Origin of the sequence: uncultured Winogradskyella sp., from assembly GCF_947495255.1 — a bacterium.
Taxonomy (GTDB): domain Bacteria; phylum Bacteroidota; class Bacteroidia; order Flavobacteriales; family Flavobacteriaceae; genus Winogradskyella.
On sequence record NZ_CANLYI010000001.1, the window covers coordinates 223,802 to 242,619 of the forward strand.

General features: G+C 32.8%; 20 protein-coding genes. 16 read left to right on the top strand and 4 right to left on the bottom strand.

All coding sequences use genetic code 11. The features are described from left to right. Positions 1-6 precede the first annotated feature (6 nt). A complete protein-coding gene (locus Q0807_RS00970; protein WP_299105305.1) occupies positions 7-426 on the top strand; it encodes a hypothetical protein in 420 nt (139 codons plus the stop codon). Next, positions 404-922 carry a hypothetical protein gene (locus tag Q0807_RS00975; RefSeq protein ID WP_299105307.1) on the top strand — a complete coding sequence of 173 codons (519 nt, stop codon included), beginning with the start codon at positions 404-406 and terminating at the stop codon, positions 920-922. The genes Q0807_RS00970 and Q0807_RS00975 overlap by 23 nt, the downstream gene beginning before the upstream one ends. On the opposite strand, the gene Q0807_RS00980 is transcribed toward Q0807_RS00975, so the two are convergent. The 3 genes from Q0807_RS00980 to xdhC form a co-directional block, all read right to left on the bottom strand. Further along, positions 909-1,397: a nucleoside-triphosphatase gene (locus tag Q0807_RS00980; protein ID WP_299105308.1), complete on the bottom strand. Its 489-nt coding sequence runs from the start codon at positions 1,395-1,397 to the stop codon at positions 909-911. The two genes, Q0807_RS00975 and Q0807_RS00980, sit on opposite strands and share 14 nt — an antisense overlap. Beyond that, positions 1,394-2,401, bottom strand: coding sequence for a hypothetical protein (locus tag Q0807_RS00985; RefSeq protein ID WP_299105310.1), 1,008 nt, complete (start codon positions 2,399-2,401; stop codon positions 1,394-1,396). Before Q0807_RS00985 ends, Q0807_RS00980 begins: the two co-directional genes overlap by 4 nt. Before the next feature lie 80 nt (positions 2,402-2,481). Further along, positions 2,482-3,261: a xanthine dehydrogenase accessory protein XdhC gene (gene xdhC, locus Q0807_RS00990; RefSeq protein WP_299105312.1), complete on the bottom strand. Its 780-nt coding sequence runs from the start codon at positions 3,259-3,261 to the stop codon at positions 2,482-2,484. 130 nt (positions 3,262-3,391) lie between these two features. Here xdhC and Q0807_RS00995 point away from each other — a divergent pair, with 130 nt between their 5' ends. The 14 genes from Q0807_RS00995 (at position 3,392) to Q0807_RS01060 (ending at position 18,013) form a co-directional block, all read left to right on the top strand. After that, positions 3,392-4,288 (top strand): alpha/beta hydrolase, encoded by an 897-nt coding sequence (locus Q0807_RS00995; protein WP_299105314.1) that lies wholly within the window; start codon positions 3,392-3,394, stop codon positions 4,286-4,288. A gap of 87 nt (positions 4,289-4,375) precedes the next feature. Continuing rightward, a complete protein-coding gene (locus tag Q0807_RS01000; RefSeq protein ID WP_299105317.1) occupies positions 4,376-4,711 on the top strand; it encodes an arsenosugar biosynthesis-associated peroxidase-like protein in 336 nt (111 codons plus the stop codon). A 77-nt stretch (positions 4,712-4,788) separates the two neighbouring features. Beyond that, on the top strand, positions 4,789-5,844 hold the full coding sequence (arsS, locus tag Q0807_RS01005; RefSeq protein ID WP_299105319.1) for an arsenosugar biosynthesis radical SAM (seleno)protein ArsS: 1,056 nt from the start codon (positions 4,789-4,791) through the stop codon (positions 5,842-5,844). A gap of 7 nt (positions 5,845-5,851) precedes the next feature. Further along, positions 5,852-6,532, top strand: a complete 681-nt coding sequence (locus tag Q0807_RS01010) for a DUF2064 domain-containing protein (protein ID WP_299105321.1) — start codon at positions 5,852-5,854, stop codon at positions 6,530-6,532. A gap of 84 nt (positions 6,533-6,616) precedes the next feature. After that, entirely contained in the window at positions 6,617-9,811 is a 3,195-nt protein-coding gene (locus tag Q0807_RS01015; protein WP_299105324.1) for a SusC/RagA family TonB-linked outer membrane protein, read from the top strand. Between the two features lie 9 nt (positions 9,812-9,820). Beyond that, on the top strand, positions 9,821-11,263 hold the full coding sequence (locus Q0807_RS01020; RefSeq protein ID WP_299105326.1) for a SusD/RagB family nutrient-binding outer membrane lipoprotein: 1,443 nt from the start codon (positions 9,821-9,823) through the stop codon (positions 11,261-11,263). A gap of 6 nt (positions 11,264-11,269) precedes the next feature. Then, positions 11,270-12,604 carry a sodium:solute symporter gene (locus tag Q0807_RS01025; protein WP_299105328.1) on the top strand — a complete coding sequence of 445 codons (1,335 nt, stop codon included), beginning with the start codon at positions 11,270-11,272 and terminating at the stop codon, positions 12,602-12,604. Further along, complete coding sequence (locus Q0807_RS01030) at positions 12,589-13,416, top strand: metallophosphoesterase family protein (protein WP_299105330.1); 828 nt, start codon at positions 12,589-12,591, stop codon at positions 13,414-13,416. The genes Q0807_RS01025 and Q0807_RS01030 overlap by 16 nt, the downstream gene beginning before the upstream one ends. Before the next feature lie 30 nt (positions 13,417-13,446). Then, positions 13,447-13,938, top strand: a complete 492-nt coding sequence (locus tag Q0807_RS01035) for a rhodanese-like domain-containing protein (protein WP_299105332.1) — start codon at positions 13,447-13,449, stop codon at positions 13,936-13,938. Further along, positions 13,931-14,560, top strand: coding sequence for a TIGR04282 family arsenosugar biosynthesis glycosyltransferase (locus Q0807_RS01040; protein WP_299105336.1), 630 nt, complete (start codon positions 13,931-13,933; stop codon positions 14,558-14,560). Before Q0807_RS01035 ends, Q0807_RS01040 begins: the two co-directional genes overlap by 8 nt. Further along, positions 14,553-15,365, top strand: coding sequence for a purine-nucleoside phosphorylase (locus Q0807_RS01045; protein ID WP_299105338.1), 813 nt, complete (start codon positions 14,553-14,555; stop codon positions 15,363-15,365). The genes Q0807_RS01040 and Q0807_RS01045 overlap by 8 nt, the downstream gene beginning before the upstream one ends. 3 nt (positions 15,366-15,368) lie before the next feature. After that, positions 15,369-16,253: a sterol desaturase family protein gene (locus Q0807_RS01050; RefSeq protein ID WP_299105340.1), complete on the top strand. Its 885-nt coding sequence runs from the start codon at positions 15,369-15,371 to the stop codon at positions 16,251-16,253. A 43-nt stretch (positions 16,254-16,296) separates the two neighbouring features. Continuing rightward, complete coding sequence (locus Q0807_RS01055; protein WP_299105342.1) at positions 16,297-17,196, top strand: DUF547 domain-containing protein; 900 nt, start codon at positions 16,297-16,299, stop codon at positions 17,194-17,196. 34 nt (positions 17,197-17,230) lie between these two features. Then, positions 17,231-18,013 (top strand): TIGR04283 family arsenosugar biosynthesis glycosyltransferase, encoded by a 783-nt coding sequence (locus Q0807_RS01060; protein ID WP_299105345.1) that lies wholly within the window; start codon positions 17,231-17,233, stop codon positions 18,011-18,013. A 43-nt stretch (positions 18,014-18,056) separates the two neighbouring features. Here the strand turns inward: Q0807_RS01060 and Q0807_RS01065 are convergent, their stop codons facing one another. Continuing rightward, positions 18,057-18,788: a metallophosphoesterase family protein gene (locus Q0807_RS01065; protein WP_299105348.1), complete on the bottom strand. Its 732-nt coding sequence runs from the start codon at positions 18,786-18,788 to the stop codon at positions 18,057-18,059. Positions 18,789-18,818 lie beyond the last annotated feature (30 nt).

Below are 18,818 nucleotides of genomic sequence, written 5' to 3' on the forward strand. Positions count from 1 at the left end.
CCAACAATGACATTTAAACATTCTATTTGCCATCCTGAAAAAGAAAATATTGAATATAGAGATAACCCTATTTCAGGTATTGAGGTTTTAAAAATTGCTAGAAATTACCCATGGATAGAAAAACTGAAACTTCTAGACACATTAGACCAAGGGAATGTATGCTATAACCCATCGTTAGACTTCACTTGTTTTGAAAATGGAAAGAGTTTTTGTCTGACTGCTAATACTAATGAAAATCAGTTACTAGAATTTTCATTATGGTATAATCGACCAAAAAAAGAGAAAACTCTATTCTGCTTAATAAGTAAAAAAGAGAAAATGGTAGTTGACGAAATTTGGTCGATTAATTTTGATAAATCTTTAAAGTACTTAGAGCATTTTGTAATGGGAAACTACACAATAATTGAAGGATTATACATTAAATAAAAAACTTATCGCACTACATTACAAAAAACAAAACATCCTTAAAGGTGCACTTATTTACAGTGCAGGCGACTCTATTGCTGCTCTCTTACTAGATGAGTTCTTGTGGTATCGCTTGCTAGGCATGATGTTTATTGGTGCTACTTTTTATGCGTTTGAAATCCCGAATTACTTTGATTGGATTGTAAAAAAGACTCACGCTCTAAATGGCATTAAAGCAACATTAACTAAAACGCTTATGGCCATAGCTTATTTTAATCCACTTTGGATTGCGAGACATCTATTATTTATTAAATTATTTTCTGGTCAGTTTGAAGCGATTGGTTTTAACCTTTTAGAAATTGCGTTTTGGTCGTTTTTGGTTAATATTCCTATTTCTTTTATGGCTAACTACATTATTCAAAATCGCTTTAAATTGAAGTGGCGTTTTCTTGGATCCGCTATTTTTTCTGCTTTAATGGCTATTTATTATGCTTTGAGCGAGACTATTTTTTCATAATACATAATCCTTCCTTTCCAACAATTTCATATTCAATAATAGAATAATGCTCCAGAACAGCATCCAACAAATAATCTCTAACAACAAGAATAAGATGCTTGTTTAGTTTATTTTCATATTTAGGTATTAATCTTTCTGCTGACAAATGCAAGCCTTCCTTCTTCAATTCCAACTTCCCTAATTCATCAATAATAAGATATTGAGATTCGTTTTCTAAAGCGACCATTAGTAAATAAGCATTCGCTTTTTCAAAAGCCGATTTTAAAAATTTAAAGTTTCCTATTTCAATGATGGATTCAATGTCAAGTTCTGTTTCAAGTTCAAATTCACTCTTAGATTTTACTTCCAAAAAATAGCGTTTTCCTTGGGCATTATCAGGACACAATACTCCATCAACATCATCACGGTTTTTAATCCAATTTAATAATGCAGATGTTTTTCCTGTTCGTATCTCTCCTGTTAAAATATAAATCATTCTGAAGGCACTTTAAAATGAATACAATTAGAGATGCTATTAGCCATAAAATATTGGAATCGCGTATAGCCTTTTAAGTGTTTTGTGTCTTTCCATGTGAATGCAATAATTTGACAGAAATACGGAAACAAATCCATCGCATTCGCAATATCCTCTTGATATTTAGATTCTTTATTTCGAAGATATTTCTGAACCACTTTCAACAAAAAAGGGCCAATTACTAGATACCAAAGCATTAAAATCAAGAAACTTCTCAATACAATATAAATGGCTTTTTGCCACCCCAAAAGTGGACCTCCAAATATTGAAAAGGCCAAAACCATAACCGCAACTGTGCCTAGCCACACCCAAATGACTTTCGTTTTAAAAGCTACTTTTTTGGTTTTCTTATCAAGTTTATCCGTTTCAAGATGAAGATAAAAATCAGTTTCTTTTTTATTCGAAATAATCTTAATCGTGTTTTTAATAAAAATCCCAGCTAAAATTCCGCAAATCCCATATACCAAAAGATAGGTGGTGACTAAAACTGATGTTGTAGAGGTTTCTGAAACAAAATCTAATTTTTTCTGAACCCAAGCTCCATAAATATCAATGGCTTCCCAGAGATTTGTTCCGTAAACAATGGTTAGTATTAATAATTTTTGAAGGGCCGATTCTAAAAAGGTTACCATGCCTAGTACCATTATCGCAGCTCCTTTCCATGAGAAATTAGAAAATAAAACCGCACCCAAAACCGCTTGAAAACTCACAGCAACATAAGCTCCAAAAGGTGAATATGGACTCACTGCCATTTTTATAATTAAGACAATGACTAATGCCTTTAAGATGGCTTGCCATTTATTTTCGGCATAATAAGCAATTAAACTTATAAGTAAAATGGACACGCCACCTACAATCAATCCTGTAAATGGTGAGTTAAACACATGCAAAAAACCGCCTAAACCGGACTCGTTTAAAGCCCAAAGTGCTGTTAGTTTTTCTATGATAAATTTGTTGTTTTTCATGCTACTTCCCGTGAAAACGGGAATCTTTTTTAAATTTCGTTTTATGAAGAGATTCTTCGCTTTGCTCAGAATGACATTATCTATTTAGTTACTGACTGATAATGCACTTGAAGTAATTGTGCGACCACACTAATCGCGATTTCTTTTGGTGTATCTCCTCCGATATCTAATCCTATTGGACAAACCACATTTGTCATCCCTTCCGGAATATCCATTTCTTTAATCAACATAGTATTAAAACGTACTTTTTTTGTTTTGCTTCCTATTAGTCCTAAAAATTTAGTTTTATTTTGCAATGCCATACTTATCAAATCAAAATCGATGGCGTGATTATGTGTCAGCACTAACACATAACAATTAGGTCCCCATTTCACAGCATCTTTAAAGGTTTTGAAATCGGTTTCATTGGCTTGATGTATCGTTATACTGCTGTCTAATTCTAAATTAGAAAACCAATCGTCACGCGAATCTATTAAGGTCACCTTAAAAGGTGTATCGACTAAAAGTTTGCAGATTTCAACACCAATATGTCCTGCTCCAAATAAAAATAATTCTGGTGATTGATTCATGGGTTCTATGATAAATTCTACTCTTCCTCCGCAACATTGTTCAAATTCCGGACCTAAAGTATAGGTAGATTCAATAATTCTATTCTCTTTTAAAGCAACGATAGCTTCGTCTATGGCTTTAAATTCAAGCTTCCCTCCTCCTATGGTTCCGAGAATATCTTTATCCTTAGTCACAATCATACGTGAGCCGACAACACATGGTGTTGAACCTAAACATTTTGTAACTGTAACTAAAGCAACTGGTATTTGCTTTTGTTTAAATTCGGCTAAAAGAGTAATCCAATTTTGCATGCAACAGATAAAAATAAAATTAAAAGTAATACTTTTTCGAGCTTCGTTTTAATGAAACTAAACACAATCGTTTTCTACAAAAAAATAGTTCTCCTAAACATTTTATTTTTTTTGACCTAAATTTGATTTCATGAAACATTTATTCATCGTTATTCTTATTGTCTCTTATTTCTCGAGTTCAGCTCAAAATATAAAAACTTACACGTATGCGATTAAAGGTTTAGACACACTTAAGATGGATGTTTACACTCCAGATAACATTAAAGAAACAGATAGTTTACCTGTTGTGGTTTGGATGCATGGTGGCGGATTTTCTGGCGGAAGTCGTAAAGGTAAAGACGAAACAAATATTGCGAATTTTGCAACATCAAAAAATTACATTGGTATTTCTATTTCTTATCGTTTATTAAGAAAAGGAGCCAAAACTGGTTTTGGCTGCAAATGCTCTAAGAAAAACAAACTATTTACTTTTAACCAAGGTGTTCTTGATTTTTTAGATGCTACCCAATTTATATATGATAATAGTGATAGGCTGAACGTTGACACTTCAAAAATAATAGCAGCAGGAAGCAGTGCTGGTGCAGAAATAATATTACATACCGTTTTTATGAAACGTTTTTTTCTGTCTACAGAAACGGCTTATGAAAATATCAACTATGCGGCAGCAATTTCCTTTTCTGGCGCGATCTTAAATAGTGATGATATAACAACAGACAATGCTATACCTACAGTACTTTTTCATGGTACAGAAGATACAACGGTTCCTTTTAATACGGCTCCTCATCATAATTGCCAACCGAATAAAACTGGCTTTATGATGCTAGATGGCTCACATACTATTGCAGAAAAGTTAAAAGAATTAGAAACTCCTTATTATTTCAATATTGTAAAAGGTGGACATCATGATGTAGCTAATGTTCATATTAATGACTTGGATGATATCTTCTACTTTTTAGATAAAACAGTCAAAAAAAATGAGGTTATACAAATGACAGAATACACCTCTCCTAAACCAACTAATTATTAATCAATAAAATTAATTTCAACTTTTGTTAAGTCTTTAAAATCATTTCGACAAAACAATTTTAGATGTAAATCTTTAAAAAAATATTATATGGCAAAAACTTATTACGACCCAGCAGATTTAAGAAAATTTGGAAAAATAACAGAATGGAACGAAGAACTTGGGAACAAATTTTTTGATTATTATGGAAAAGTTTTTGAAGAAGGTGCACTTACAGCTCGCGAAAAATCATTAATCGCATTAGCTGTAGCGCATACTGAACAATGTCCATATTGCATTGATGCATATACAAAAGATACGCTTCAAAGAGGTGTAACAAAAGAAGAAATGATGGAGGCCATACATGTTGGTGCTGCTATAAAAAGCGGAGCTACTTTAGTGCATGGAGTACAAATGATGAATAAGGTTAACAAACTTGATGGATAAAAAAGTCTTCAATTCTCTAGGAATGAAAACTGACTTCTATTTAATCTCGTAAGTAACAGAACAAGATAAATAAATTAATGGCAACAAAGTCCCTAAAAAAACTAGGTAGCGATTTAGCTCAAAGTAACAAACAATTAGAAATACTATCTAATGGTATTTTTAAAACTGGCGAATTACCAACGTTTAAAGACAAAATTTCTGAAACGAGTCAGTTTCCTCTAATTGCTAAAAAATTAGAAATTTTACAAATCAATGTTGGCTACATGTGTAACCAAGTTTGTGATCATTGCCATGTAGATGCTGGTCCTGATAGAAAAGAAATAATGACTAGAGACACCATGCGTCAATGTCTAGAAGTTATTAAAACATCTGGTGCACACACTTTAGATTTAACTGGAGGAGCACCAGAAATGAACCCGGATTTTAGATGGTTTGTAGAAGAAGCTGCTAAAGTGGGAATTAAAGATTTTATTGTACGTTCTAACCTTACCATAATTAGAGCTAATAAAAAGTACTATGATTTACCAGAATTCTTTAAAAAACATAATGTACATGTGGTGAGTTCTATGCCGCATTGGACACGTGGAAAAACTGACAAACAGCGTGGAGAAGGTGTTTTTGACATGTCCATTAAAGCATTACAAGAATTAAATGCGGTTGGTTACGGCATGCCTGATAGCGATTTGAGATTAGATTTAGTTTACAATCCGTCTGGTGCATTTTTACCAGGTGACCAAGCTGCAATGGAAAAGGATTTTAAAAAGGCTTTGCTTGAAGACTTTGATATTAAGTTTCACAATCTTTTTGCGATTACCAATTTACCAATTGCGCGTTTCTTAGATTTTTTAATTGCTTCAGAAAATTATGAAGATTACATGTATCAACTTGTTGAAGCTTATAATCCAACAGCTGTAAAAAATGTAATGTGTACAAATACACTATCTATTAGTTGGGATGGTTATTTATTTGATTGCGATTTTAATCAAATGTTAGAATTACCTGTAAACAGCAAGTCTAGACACATATCTGATTTTAATGAAGAATTATTAGAGGGACGAAACATTGTGATTTCTCAACATTGTTATGGTTGTACTGCAGGAGCAGGAAGCAGCTGTCAAGGTGTTGTTGCATAAACTAAATTTGAAGAACAAAACTGCCATACTCATCTTTGCAAATTCTGAAGAAAAAGAATTGATTTCTAAATCAGTGTCTTCCTCAGGTTTTTTTGAGTTGCTTAATTCTGAAACACTCAAAATAGTAAAGCAAACAGGTTTACCTTATTTTCATGTTTCCGAGAAGCAACAAATTGGCAATTCTTTTGGCGAACGTTTTACTTCTGCCATTGATTCTATTTTCAATAAAGGCTTCGATACTATTATTTCTGTTGGTAATGATATACCTCATCTTAGTGCAAAAATCATATTACAAGCTCATCAAAAATTAGCAGTTTCAGATTATGTCCTTGGACCATCAACTGATGGTGGTTTTTATTTAATGGGTTTTAAAAAGACACATTTTAATAAGACTAGTTTTCAGAATTTACCTTGGCAAACCTCAAAATTGAGACGTAGTTTAAATAAAGAACTACAACTTCGAAATATAAAAACATTGTATCTCGAAATGTTATCTGATATAGATGACATTTCGGATATTCAATTAGTCTTAAAAAGCTTTAGACCTTTAGATTTTAAGATTAAAAAAATCCTATTAACACTTCAAAATATATCAAAATCAAATATTTCTTCGATTGTGGTATTTTTTTACCAAAGTGTCTTCAAACAAAACTATAATAAAGGTTCACCAATTTTACTTCATGTTTAAATAAGAATTTAATCGTATTAATTCCCGCGATTTTTTCATTCAATCAACAACATCTTAAAAATCGCCACATCTTGTGGACTAGATATGAAGTACATTTACTTAAGCTTACTACTCTGCATTTGCTTTTTTAGTAATGCTCAAATTACAATTACCGGAACGGTTACTGATGCCGTTTTAAAAACACCTTTACCGTTTGTAAATATTTCATCTCATAATGGCCAAGGGACTACAACTACTGATGATGGCACTTACAGTATTATAGTGTCATCAGACTCAGAACAACTTACATTTTCTTTTTTAGGTTTTAAATCACAAACTATTACTGTTGGAGATCAAACGATAATCAATATTGCATTACAGGAAGATTCTGCAGCTTTAGATGAAGTGGTTATTACAGCCTTAGGTTTAGAACGCGACACCAAAGAATTGGGTTATGCTGTACAGGCAATTTCTTCTAAAAGTTTATCTGAAGTTAAAACCATTAACTTTTTAGACAATCTACAAGGTAAAATAGCTGGTGTTACGGTAACACAAGGTGCAACAGGTGTTGGGTCTTCTTCTAAAATTACCATTAGAGGTGAAGCATCCTTTTCTAATAACAATCCTTTATTTGTGGTTGATGGTGTACCAATAAATAATGAAACCGTTTTTAACTTTACAAATGAAGCTGCTGCTGGATTTCAAGAAATTGATTTTGGAAATGGCGGCATGGAAGTAAACCCAGATGATATTGCTTCTGTTACGGTTTTAAAAGGGCCTAGTGCAGCTGCTTTGTATGGCACAAGGGCTTCTAATGGTGTTATTGTTATTGCTACAAAAAACGGGAATAATAAAAAAGGTTTAGGCATTAGTATTAACTCTTCTCTTTTTGTCGATACTGCTTTTAGATTACCTGATTTTCAAAATTCTTACGGTCAAGGAAATTCTGGTCAATTTGAATATGTTGATGGTCTTGGAGGTGGAATTAACGATAATATCACTTATTCTTGGGGACCACGATTAGATACTGGTTTATTAATTCCACAATTTGATAGTCCTGTACAACTCGCAAATGGTTCTTTAGTAAGAGGTGGAGACACTGCACTTTATGATGGCTTGAGTATTGCAGCTACACCTTTTGTATCTAATCCAGATAACTTAAAAGATTTTTACCAAACTGGTACAACGACAATTAATAACATTTCAGTTTCTAATGGGTTTAATAACGGAAACTATAGATTATCATTTACAGATTTAAGAAGTGAATCTATAATACCTGGTGTTAATTTAGATCGACAAACCATTTCAGCAAAGTTAAATTTTCAACCTACCGACAAGACAGAAATTAATACTTCCATTAGTTATATAAATTCAAATAGTGACAATAGACCATCTAATGGTTATGGTAGTGAAAATGCAAATTATTCGCTTGTTGCTTGGGGACCACGTTCTCTAAATGTTGAAAACTTGAAAAACTATTGGCAACCTGGTTTAGAAGGCACTCAGCAATATTCGTTTAATTATACGTTTTTTGACAATCCTTATTTCATATTAAATGAAAACACAAACTCATTTAATCGCGACCGTATTTTTGGTAATGTATCTCTAAAACATCAACTTACTAAAAACTTAAGCGTATCCTTAAGAACAGGAATGGATTACAGCACAGAAAATCGTCAATTACAACGTTCATATAGTAGTAATCGTTTTAGCAATGGTGCGTATGCAGAACATGATGTAACGTTTAGAGAAGTTAATACCGATTTTTTAATCAACTACAACAATCAGTTTAATGACTTTTCTGTAGATGTTTATTTAGGCGGAAATCGTCTTAACCAAACCGCAACAACAAAACAATCTCAAACCGTTAGTTTAGCACAACCTGGTATTTATAGCCTTAACAATGCTGCTTCGCCTATTGAAGTTTTTCAGTTTGAAAGTGAAAAGCGTATTAACTCCTTTTATGGTATTGCAAAACTAGGATATAAGGATTATTTGTTTTTAGATATTACAGGACGAAATGATTGGTCTAGTGCATTAGCAACACCATTCTCTGCAGATGGCACGTCTTTCTTCTACCCATCTGTATCTTCTAGTTTTATTTTATCTAATATTACAGAATTACCTAATGCTATTTCTTTTGCAAAACTTAGAGCTAGCGTTGCCCAAGTTGGTAATGACACAAGTGCATATCAAACTTCTGGTGCTTTTATATCACAAACACCTTATAATAGTCAACCAACTTTTAGTAATCAAGATTTTATTCCTAATTCTAATTTAAAACCAGAAAGTACAACGTCTTATGAATTTGGTACGGATTTAAGATTTTTAGACAATAGATTGCGATTAGATTTTACGTATTACAATGCCAATACTAAAGACCAAATCATCTCCTTACCAGTTGCCATTTCGTCTGGTTATAGTCAACAAGTTATTAATGGTGGAAAAGTAAATACTCAAGGTGTAGAAATTATTTTAGGAATTACTCCCATACAAACCGACAATTTTAATTGGAATAGCACTTTTAACTTCGCAACGAATCGTTCTGTAATTAAAGATTTACCGCAAGCCGATGGTAGATTAACACTTGCCTATAGCAGAATTTACGACAGTGCCAACCAAACGGTTTGGTTTCAAGTAGAAGAAGGTGGACGTGTTGGTGATTTCTACGGAACGGGTTATCAAAAAAATGAAAATGGTGAATTTTTAATTGATGATGATGGCAATTATATAGCAGATGATAATCTTAAAAAATTAGGGAATTATAATCCTGATTTCACACTTGGCTGGAGAAATAACTTCAATTACAAAAACTGGAATATGAGTTTTTTGTTTGATTGGAGACAAGGTGGAGAAATTGTATCTAGAACACGTGCTTTAGGCAACGTTGGTGGTCAATTAGCCGAAACCAGTTACAGACCAGATGCTGGTATTGTTGCGCAAGGTATTAATGTAAACTCTGGCCAAACCAATACAGTTGCCATAACTGCAGAGAGCTATTACAGACAATTCTACGACAGAAACCATGAAGAAAATAATGTTTACGATGCTTCCTTTTTAAAACTTCGACAATGCTCTATTGGTTACACCTTTAATTTTAAAGAAGGATTTTTAGGCTTAAAAGAAGGTACTGATTTAAATTTATCCTTAGTTGGAAACAACTTATTTGCTATTACTGAAAATCCACATTTTGACCCAGAACAATTAGCCGTTCAAGGCAATGGCTTTGTAAGTGGTGTTGAAGACATGAGTTATGCTACAACACGAAGTATTGGTTTTAAAGCCGGATTTAATTTTTAAAAAAGTAAGATGAAAAAATTTATATATACGATTTCAATTTTAAGCCTAATCATAGCGACAAGTTGTACAAAAGATTTTGAGGATATAAACACTAATCCAAATGCACCAAGTTCTGTACAACCGAGTTTATTGCTTAGACAAGTTATTTATGATTTTGGAGAAAACATGAGCTATGAAGGTTTTGTGGCTGGCGATTTATTAGCACAACACAGAACCGCTTTAGATTTTAATTTATTTGATAGACATGCACTAAAATCGCCTCAATTGGGTGGTAATCCTTGGCCTATATTTTATACCAACTTAAGAGATAACGAAATTATACTCAACCAATCTCAAACAGTCGAAACCTTTGCTGTTTATGAAGGTCCTGCTTTAATTCTTAAGGCATATATGGCAGCTGGCTTAACCGATTTATTTGGAGATGTTCCTTATTTTGAAGCTTTTAATGGCATTGATGGTACAGTAACACCAGCTTACGACTTACAAGAAGATATTTACTTAGGTGACAACGGAATTTTAGACAATTTAAACAAAGGTATTGCTGCTATTGAAGCCTATTCTGATGCTATTCCGTTAGAAGGCGATATTCTGTTTAATGGCGATTTACAAGCTTGGATTAAATTTGCAAATGCTTTAAAAATTAAACATTTGGTTCGTATTGCTGATAAAGTCGATGTTTCAAATACATTACAAACGCTTTATGACGAAGGAGATTACATTATTTCAAATAGTGAGAATGCTATTTTCAACTTTACAAACACAGACCCAAATAGTTTTAGATTAGCACAATTACGCATTGGTGATTTCAATAATTTTGTTTTATCCGAAACAATGGAAACAATTTTAGTCGGTTTGAATGACACGCGACTTTCAAGTTTATTCCGACCATTTTCTAATTCAACTGCCAATGAGTTTAATGGCTTGATAAATGGTATTGACGCATCCTCAACGTCTATTGCTTTGGCTAATTATTCTTTAGCAAGTACTGCGTTTCGAGAAGACACCTCAACCTTAGATGCCAATTTTATTACGGCTTGGGAAGTTCAGTTTTCTTTAGCAGAAGCTGCTGCAAAAGGTATCATTTCTGCAGATGCACAAAGCTTATACAATACAGGTGTCACTCTAGCTTTTGAATATTGGAATACAGAACTACCAGCTAATTACTTAACTGGTCCTGCTGCTTACAATGCTTTTGGTTCAAATCCAATAGAACAAATTTTAACTCAAAAATGGATTGCCAATGTTATTAATGGTTACGAAGGCTGGGTAGACTATAGAAGAACAGGTTTCCCTGAATTGAGAACTATTTCTGCGAGTTTAAATAATGGTTTAATTCCAATAAGAATGCCTTATCCAGCAGAAGAAGAAGCTCTAAATTTTGAGAATTATAATGTTGCTGCAATGACAACAGACAATAATAGTATAAACGTGCCAGTTTGGTGGAATGAATAAATGCATATGGAAATAATAGACTGGCAATGGACCTTAATTATAGCATCGAGTTTAATACTCTTTATACTTTCTCCATTAGCTAAAACAACAGACCAATTTTTTAAGGCGGTTCACAACAAGAAATCACCAAACACTTTGGTGTTAACTGGAAGCCTTATAATTTCTTGGATATTTGCCAAGAGTATTACCAATGCAGCTAATTTAGGCTTAAGCTTTGGTATTGTTGGTGGTGTAGCTTATGCTGGTTATTATTTATCATTTGCGGTAGCAGGTTTGCTCATCTACAAAATGAGAGTTGTTGGTGGTTTTAAAAGTATTCATCAATTTTTAACTACAAAATTTGGTAAAGGAGCCATGGCAGTTTTCTCCATTTTAATTGCTATCCGTTTATTTAATGAAGTCTGGAGTAATACCATGGTTATTGGGAGTTATTTTGGTGAAGTAGGCAGCTCAAATTATTACAAAGCCATTATAGTATTTACCATATTAACTTTAGCTTACGCTATTAAAGGTGGCTTAAGTAGTTCTATTTTTACAGACGTTATTCAGATGGTATTATTTGGTGTTTTATTAATTGTAATTTTATGGAATATCTTCTCAATAGACTCATTTAGTGTTAAGGATGTTGCTACATCTGGTACTTGGAGTTTTGAGTTAGGTTTAAATTTATTTTTTGCAGCTATTATTCAGTCTATAAGTTATCCTTTTCACGATCCTGTTTTAACAGATAGAGCCTTTATTAGTTCACCTAAAGTTACTCGTAAAAGTTTTTTGTGGGCAAGTTTACTAGGCGCAATTTGTATTATCCTATTTAGTGTTATTGGCATCTACGCACAAACACAAGGATTTAAAGGACAAGCAGCAGTAGAAGTTGGTAAAGCTTTTGGTGTTATCATTCTATTAGTCATTAATTTTATAATGATTACATCTGCAGCATCAACATTAGACTCCACGTTTTCATCATTCTCAAAATTATTATCCATTGATTTAGGCATGGTAAATGATTTAACTTTTGGCAGAGCCTCAATGGCAGCTATTGCTATCTTAGGCACCTTGCCCATTTTTTTAAACGTAGAAATATTATCTGCCACAACAATTTCTGGTACTATGGTTATCGGTTTAACACCTATCTTTCTATTTTGGAATATTAAAGTACCCAAAATCAGTTTTTATTTAAGTGTTATAGCAGGACTCATATTTGGATTTCTATTAATATTTAATGCATTTCCTGAAGCGTTAATAATCACCAAAGGCAAGTATGCAGATTTACTTTGGATTAATATTTGGGGAATTTTAACGTGTAATATTTTATATTTCATACCGAAATGGATAAAAAGATAACAGATATTGGTGAACTAACAGGTAAAGTACTGCTCTTTGGTGGTGTTTACAGTAACCTTCAAGCACTTGAAGCATTAATTGATGTCGCAGAATCTGAAGGTATTCCGCCAGAAAACTGTATTTGTACTGGTGACATCATTGGCTATTGTGCCCAACCTGAAGAAACCATTCAAACTTTCAAAAACTGGAATGCCAGAAGTATTGTTGGCAATGTTGAAATACAATTACGAGACGATGAAGATGATTGTGGTTGCGACTTTAGAGAAGGTTCTCGTTGCGATAGTTTTTCACAGCAATGGTATCCATACGCTAAGAGTAAATTATCAAAAGATTCTCTAGATTTTCTTGAAACGATTCCTGATCGTATAAAATTTACAATTGGAAATCAAAAAGTGACTGTCGTACATGGTTCATATTTTAATGTTTCAGAATTTATATTTAAATCAACACCTTGGAATATAAAATCTAAAAACCTTGAAGCTACCGAAAGTGACGCGATAGTTGCAGGTCATTGTGGTTTACCATTTTTAGATGAAGACTCAGATAAAATTTGGATAAATCCTGGTGTGATTGGCATGCCTGCAAATGATGGAAAACCGAATGTTTGGTATGCTATTTTAGAAGCTTCAGAAAAACCAATAGAAGTTAATTTCCGTAAGTTAGATTACAATTACCAGCTTACTAATCAACTGATGCTAAAGGGACTTTTACCAGAATCTTATGCAAAAACAATTGTCTCTGGTATTTGGGATAATATGGAGATTTTACCAGAAGTAGAAAAACAATTACAAGGAAAACAAATACTATTGTAAGGTTAGCCTAACAATTAATACTAAACAGATATGCGAAAACTCATTTTACTATCCATTTTACTTTTTGGCTTTTTCGGAAATAGCCAAGGGAGTATAAAAAAACTCTTAAAAAAACATAATCAAGAGAGCGTACCTTATATTTCTGTAGAAGAATTGGCAATGCCAAAAACGGATGCTATTTTATTAGATGCCAGAGAAATTTCGGAATTTAATGTGAGCCATTTACAAGATGCTATACAAGTCGGTTATGACGAATTTAATTTAGAAACCACCACAGAGTTGCTTCCTGATAAATCAGCAACTATTGTAGTATATTGTTCCGTAGGTATTCGCTCAGAAGACATCGCAGAACAGCTTAAAAAGGCTGGTTACACTAATGTATTTAATTTATTTGGTGGTATTTTTGAATGGAAAAATAATGACTTCAAAATTTATAATGCAGAAGGTGAAACAGATGATGTGCACACCTTTTCTAAAGAATGGAGCAAATGGCTTTTAAAAGGAAATAAAATATATGACTGATGCACTTGTAATTGTGTTTGTGAAAAACATAAAATTAGGAACTGTAAAAACAAGACTTGCAAAAACTATTGGCGATTTTGGTGCTTTTGAAGTGTATTCTGAATTAGTTAAGATTACCGAAAAAGCAATAGAACGATTAGATATTGACAAACGCATATATTTTTCTAATGCAGTGGTTGACACAAAATGGCAGAATGATTTTAAAACCGTACAAAACGGTATAGATTTAGGTGAACGCATGCTTAATGCATTTAACGACGGTTTTGCTGCTGGTTATAAAAGAATTGTTTTAATTGGTTCCGATTTACCAGATATAAATTCTACTCATATCGTAAAAGGTCTTAAAGCTTTAACTAATAGCGATGTTGTTTTTGGTCCTGCTGAAGATGGTGGTTATTACTTGGTTGGTTTATCTCAACCAAATACATCTATTTTCACCAATAAACCATGGAGTCAACCTAACTTATTAAAAGAAACGTTACAAGAGTTACACAAAAACAACGTTACTGTTAGTACCTTAGACACGTTAAATGATATAGACACTTATGAAGATTTAATTGTTTCAGATTTTTATAACTCGAACTTAAAACTTCAAGAAAAAATACAACAACTCAATGATTAAACTTATAACAGAAAGCACAGAATATTTACAAAGTAAAGGCTTTGACCAACCCGAAATCGGAATAATTTTAGGTACAGGTTTAGGACAACTTATTGATGAAATAGAAATTATTGCAGAAGCAAGTTATAACCATATCCCTAATTTCCCAACAGCAACTGTAGAGTTTCATAAAGGAAAACTAATTTACGGCATTTTAGAAGGTAAAAAAGTTGTTGTAATGCAAGGTCGTTTTCATGTTTATGAAGGTTACACCTTACAAGATGTAACATTCCCTGTTAGAATAATGGAAAAACTAGGCATCAAGACTTTGTTGGTTTCTAATGCTGCAGGAGCAGTAAATTTAGATTTCAAAAAAGGAGAATTAATGCTTATTGATGACCATCTAAATTTACAAGGTGGTTCGCCTTTAGCTTTTAAAGGTGTTTCAGAATTAGGCGAACGCTTTACAGATATGAGTGCACCTTATGATACTGAGATTAATTCGAAATTTGAAAGTATCGCCAAAGAACACAACATCACTTTACACAAAGGTGTTTACGCTTCAGTTGTTGGGCCTCAACTTGAAACTAGAGCAGAATATAAAATGCTAAAAATTATAGGAGCAGATGCCGTTGGTATGAGTACTGTACCAGAAATTATTGTGGCAAATCACTTAAATTTAAAAGTAGCAGCCGTTTCTGTTTTAACGGATGAGTGCGACCCAAACCATCTTAAACCAGTTGATATTTCTGAAATCATTGCCATGGCAGGAAAAGCTGAACCAAACATGATTACTTTATTTAAAGCATTAATTAAACAACTTTAATACTTGGAAAAGTATATAGACATCATAAAAAACTCATATTCGGGATATTGGAATTATCTCAAATACGAACTCATTGACCTCAATCATTGGGATAACTTTTTTTATGGTCTTATTCTTATTTCTGTTTTAGTCTGGATTTTAGAAATTGCATTTCCTTGGCGAAAAGAGCAAGCCTTATTTCGAAAAGATTTTTGGTTAGATACCTTTTACATGTTTTTCAATTTCTTTCTATTGAATCTTATTGTTTTCATTGCGCTCTCTAATACCGTTTCTACATTTTTTAATGACCTTTTAGGATGGGTTGGCTTATCTGTTTCAAGTTTTCAACTCTTTGATGTTGATGATTTACCAAAATGGTTGGGACTATTTATCTTTTTTATTGTTTCGGATTTTGTGCAATGGAATACGCATCGTCTTTTACACCGTTTTGAGTGGTTATGGAATTTCCACAAAGTACATCATTCGGTAAAAGAAATGGGCTTTGCCGCGCACTTACGTTACCACTGGATGGAACCTGTAGTTTATAAATCTATACTCTATATTCCTATTGCTATTATTGGTGGTTTTGACGCGCAAGATGTTGCTATTGTTTATTTCTTTAGCATTGCGGTTGGTCATCTCAACCATGCTAACTTGGGTTGGGACTATGGTTTTTTAAAATACATTTTTAACAATCCTAAAATGCACATTTGGCATCATGTTAAAGAATTACCTAAAGATGTAAGGTTTGGTGTCAACTTCGGACTTACTTTAAGTATTTGGGATTACATCTTTAAAACCAATTATATACCACACGATGGTAGAGATATCGAACTCGGTTTTGAAGGCGATGAAAATTTCCCCAAAGATTTTATAAGTCAAGAATTGTATCCTTTAAAGAAACAATAAATTTTTTTCAGTGGTACTTATATTGTAGAAAACACAATCTAAAATGAAATACGTATCCGTCTTAATTTTAACTTTTATCTTCACATCTTCGTGTTGTGGCATACAAAAACCTTCGCAAACTAATTCAAAATCTAATATTGAAACAGTTACTAATTCTGGCATTAAAAGCGACGTTATTCAACCTTCTGAAGACAACTTAGAAAAGACTACAGAGACCAACACTGTTAAAGTTAGTTTAGGAGAAGATGGAACAATAAGTGATGATGGAATTACGGTAACAACAGAAATCATTTACACCGAAGCTTTTGACCATAACATATTTAATGAATTACTTAAAAAGAACGTTACAACAGAAGGCAACGTAGATTATAGTGGTTTTAAAAGCGATTATAAAAAGCTTAAGACTTACATTGACTTACTTAAAACCTATCAACCAAAGGATGATTGGACAAAAGAGGACCAACTTGCCTACTGGATTAACGCTTATAACGCTTTAACGATAGACTTAATCTTAAGGAACTACCCAACAAAAAGTATTAAAGATATTAAAGCCCCTTGGGACCAGCGATTGTGGCAATTTGGGGACAAGTGGCAAAACCTAAATGATATTGAACACGAGATTCTTAGAAAGATGAATGAACCAAGAATACATTTTGCTATCGTTTGCGCTTCCGTATCATGTCCTAAGCTTCAGAATACAGCATTTACAGCTTCAAGCTTAGATATACAATTAACTAATGCTACAAAAGAGTTTTTAGCAGATACGTCTAAAAATGAACTTTTGGAAAATAGCATTAAGCTTTCAAAAATATTTAAATGGTTTAAAAAGGATTTTGAGCAAGATGGTGACTTAATTGATTTTCTTAATCAGTATTCTGATATTGAAATTTCATCTTCAGCTAAGAAAAGTTTTAAAGATTACAATTGGAATTTGAATGATTAAAACTGTAACCTCTAGTATTTCGTAAAATAAGTATATGATTAGTATAATTATTCCTGTTTATAATGAAGTTGAAAGTATAGGTACATTATTAAGCTACCTTATTGATAATTCTGATACCAAAAACATTTCTGAAATTATTGTGGTTGATGGCGGAAGCTCGGATGGTACTTTAGAGATTGTCGATGATATTGTCACTTCGAGTGATTCTGAACAACGTGAAGAATCGTATCGAGAAGCTAATAAATATCTTATCGATACAAAATTCGAAAAAAGGAATTTCACTCAAACTAACGTACAACTCATTAATTCTAATAAAGGCAGAGCAAAACAACTGAATCTTGGTGCAAAACATGCCAAAGGAAATATTTTATACTTTTTGCATGCAGATTCTATTCCTCCTCAACATTTTGACCAACTTATTATTAGTGAAGTGAAAAAAGACAATAAAGCTGGCTGTTTTAGAATGCAATTTGATAGTAATCATTGGTGGTTACGTCTAGCAAGTTGGTTAACACAATTTTCTTGGCGAGCTTGTCGTGGAGGAGATCAAAGTCAGTTTATAACCAAAGAACTATTTGATGAAATAGGTGGTTATGATGAAAGTTACATCATATACGAAGACAACATATTAATTAACCAACTCTATACTCGCAACCAATACGTTGTTATTAATAAAAAACTTAAAACCTCAGCTCGACTTTACAGGAAAAATGGAGTTTGGAAACTTCAATACCATTTCTGGACTATTTATATAAAGCAGTGGTTTGGAGCTTCTGCTGAAGATTTATTCGCGTATTACAAAAAAAATGTTTGTTAAGATTTCTTGTCGTTCATTCTAAATTCTAATAAAATAACCACTATTAATTCTTATTCCTACCATTCTCATTGGGATATAAATCCATAACTCTATCACTCTGAAAAACTTCTTTAGTATTAACATCAATAGCAGACAAACGGCCGTTAAAAGCAGCTCCTGTATCTATGTCCCAAACATTTACAGCATTCATTGGTTCCGTTCTATTATAATTAAGTGTTGGTGTGTGACCAATATAAATTTCAGAATAGTGTTTTAACCTATTTGGATATAAGCTTGAATCTTTCTTAATACGTTTATCCATTGTGAATGCCATTTCCCAAAGTGTCCTATCAAAATAGAATATCTGTACATTATATTCTTTTTCTACACCATGCATAGAAGTAAAACCTGCATGCACAAACAATCGGTTTTTAGCATCTATATGATACATCTCCATATCCTCAAAGAAATTAAGATGTGCTTTTTTATCATCTTCAGAAAAACCATTATAACTCTCTATTGTTTCTTTTCCACCATGTTGAAACCAAACATCATTTACAAAGCCTGAAGCTAACCATTGCTCACACCAAGCATCGTGATTACCTTTTATGAAAACACAATTATTAACCTTTGAAAGGTCAATTAAATATTGAATAACTTGTGCAGATTCACTCCAACCATCAACATAATCACCAAGAAATATTAATGTATCATCTTTTGCCACACCAGCTCTTTCTAAAAGTTGAGTTAAGGCCTTAAATCCTCCGTGAATATCTCCGATTACTAGTGTACGCATACGTTAATTTATTTATAAATGATAGTGAAA

Excerpts from the sequence above, each read along its gene's own strand:
- Q0807_RS00970 (WP_299105305.1), top strand. The coding sequence starts at position 7 with ATGACATTTAAACATTCTATTTGCCATCCTGAAAAAGAAAATATTGAA.
- Q0807_RS00980 (WP_299105308.1), bottom strand. The coding sequence starts at position 1,397 with ATGATTTATATTTTAACAGGAGAGATACGAACAGGAAAAACATCTGCA.
- Q0807_RS00985 (WP_299105310.1), bottom strand. The coding sequence starts at position 2,401 with ATGAAAAACAACAAATTTATCATAGAAAAACTAACAGCACTTTGGGCT.
- xdhC (WP_299105312.1), bottom strand. The coding sequence starts at position 3,261 with ATGCAAAATTGGATTACTCTTTTAGCCGAATTTAAACAAAAGCAAATA.
- Q0807_RS00995 (WP_299105314.1), top strand. The coding sequence starts at position 3,392 with ATGAAACATTTATTCATCGTTATTCTTATTGTCTCTTATTTCTCGAGT.
- Q0807_RS01000 (WP_299105317.1), top strand. The coding sequence starts at position 4,376 with ATGGCAAAAACTTATTACGACCCAGCAGATTTAAGAAAATTTGGAAAA.
- arsS (WP_299105319.1), top strand. The coding sequence starts at position 4,789 with ATGGCAACAAAGTCCCTAAAAAAACTAGGTAGCGATTTAGCTCAAAGT.
- Q0807_RS01015 (WP_299105324.1), top strand. The coding sequence starts at position 6,617 with ATGAAGTACATTTACTTAAGCTTACTACTCTGCATTTGCTTTTTTAGT.
- Q0807_RS01020 (WP_299105326.1), top strand. The coding sequence starts at position 9,821 with ATGAAAAAATTTATATATACGATTTCAATTTTAAGCCTAATCATAGCG.
- Q0807_RS01025 (WP_299105328.1), top strand. The coding sequence starts at position 11,270 with ATGGAAATAATAGACTGGCAATGGACCTTAATTATAGCATCGAGTTTA.
- Q0807_RS01030 (WP_299105330.1), top strand. The coding sequence starts at position 12,589 with ATGGATAAAAAGATAACAGATATTGGTGAACTAACAGGTAAAGTACTG.
- Q0807_RS01035 (WP_299105332.1), top strand. The coding sequence starts at position 13,447 with ATGCGAAAACTCATTTTACTATCCATTTTACTTTTTGGCTTTTTCGGA.
- Q0807_RS01040 (WP_299105336.1), top strand. The coding sequence starts at position 13,931 with ATGACTGATGCACTTGTAATTGTGTTTGTGAAAAACATAAAATTAGGA.
- Q0807_RS01045 (WP_299105338.1), top strand. The coding sequence starts at position 14,553 with ATGATTAAACTTATAACAGAAAGCACAGAATATTTACAAAGTAAAGGC.
- Q0807_RS01055 (WP_299105342.1), top strand. The coding sequence starts at position 16,297 with ATGAAATACGTATCCGTCTTAATTTTAACTTTTATCTTCACATCTTCG.
- Q0807_RS01060 (WP_299105345.1), top strand. The coding sequence starts at position 17,231 with ATGATTAGTATAATTATTCCTGTTTATAATGAAGTTGAAAGTATAGGT.
- Q0807_RS01065 (WP_299105348.1), bottom strand. The coding sequence starts at position 18,788 with ATGCGTACACTAGTAATCGGAGATATTCACGGAGGATTTAAGGCCTTA.